Annotated in this window: 1 protein-coding gene; it reads left to right on the top strand. The window is 33.6% G+C overall.

The features are described from left to right. Nucleotides 1-636: hypothetical protein (locus tag CI949_RS20850; protein ID WP_290769958.1), on the top strand; the 636-nt coding region annotated here is incomplete at its 5' end. Between the last annotated feature and the right edge of the window lie 384 nt (nucleotides 637-1,020).

Below are 1,020 nucleotides of genomic sequence, written 5' to 3'. Positions count from 1 at the left end.
GAGGAAATATCTTTTGGTCTTATTTTTTCTGAGATATTTGAGGATAAAGAGATTGAATTTCAAATTGCTCGTGGAGATATAACTACCAGGAATGGAGTTGATTCTCGTAATGTGATAGAAGTAATAAATGAAGAAGTATTATCTTTTTTGGACAAAGAACATTATAATAAAGGGGATATTTTAGAAATTATTCATTTATTGGATACTGACGGAGCATATATCAGTGAAGATTTGATCGAAAAACATGATAAGGATAAGAATTACTATTATGTTGATAAGTTATGTACCAGACATCCTGAAAACACAAAGAAAAGAAATGATAAAAAAAGCAGCATCATGGATAGACTGAGTAGGCATTCTAAAATAAATGGGATTCCATATAATGCTTACTACCTATCCTGTAATTTAGAGCATGTACTTCACAATGATGCAAATGTTGATGATAATCAAAAAGTAGATAAAGCTGAAGAATTTAGTGATAGCTATTTTGAAAGGGAATTAGAGTTTTTAGATTTTATTAGAAAGGATAGTTTTGCTGTCGAAGGTGAATATGAAGAAACTTGGGAGTTTATTAAGCAGGGAAGTAACTCCTTAAATAGATATAGTAATTTACACCTTGTTTTTGAAGATCTTTAGCATTTTAAAAGGGTTTTTCCCTATTAGTAATCTCAAAAATTACACATAATTTCTAGAGGGACCACGTCTTAATTATGAATTTCAGATCGACGTTCGACGCCCCACCCCCTAGAGCATAACTGAATACTTAAAGACACTGAGCTGTCTGGAGAGTCTCTTAACTGAGGCTGTTCAGGCAGCTCTTTTTTTATGCCTAAATTTAAGGAGGTGAAAGCAGATAAGGGAGTTGGTTAGTCCAAAATGCTGAAAGGGAGGTGAATCAGATGGCTTCTAAGACACTTGTTATCCTACTGCTTGGTGCTTTAGCCTGGCAGAGTTTGTTCAGTGGTAATATTCTGCTGGCTTTGTTCTTTATACTTTTTGATCTTTATCTGATCTCTGAGT

This window comes from Halanaerobium sp. (assembly GCF_003070835.1).
The sequence above is the reverse complement of the archived record's forward strand: the minus strand, read 5'-3'. Positions and strand labels throughout refer to the sequence as shown.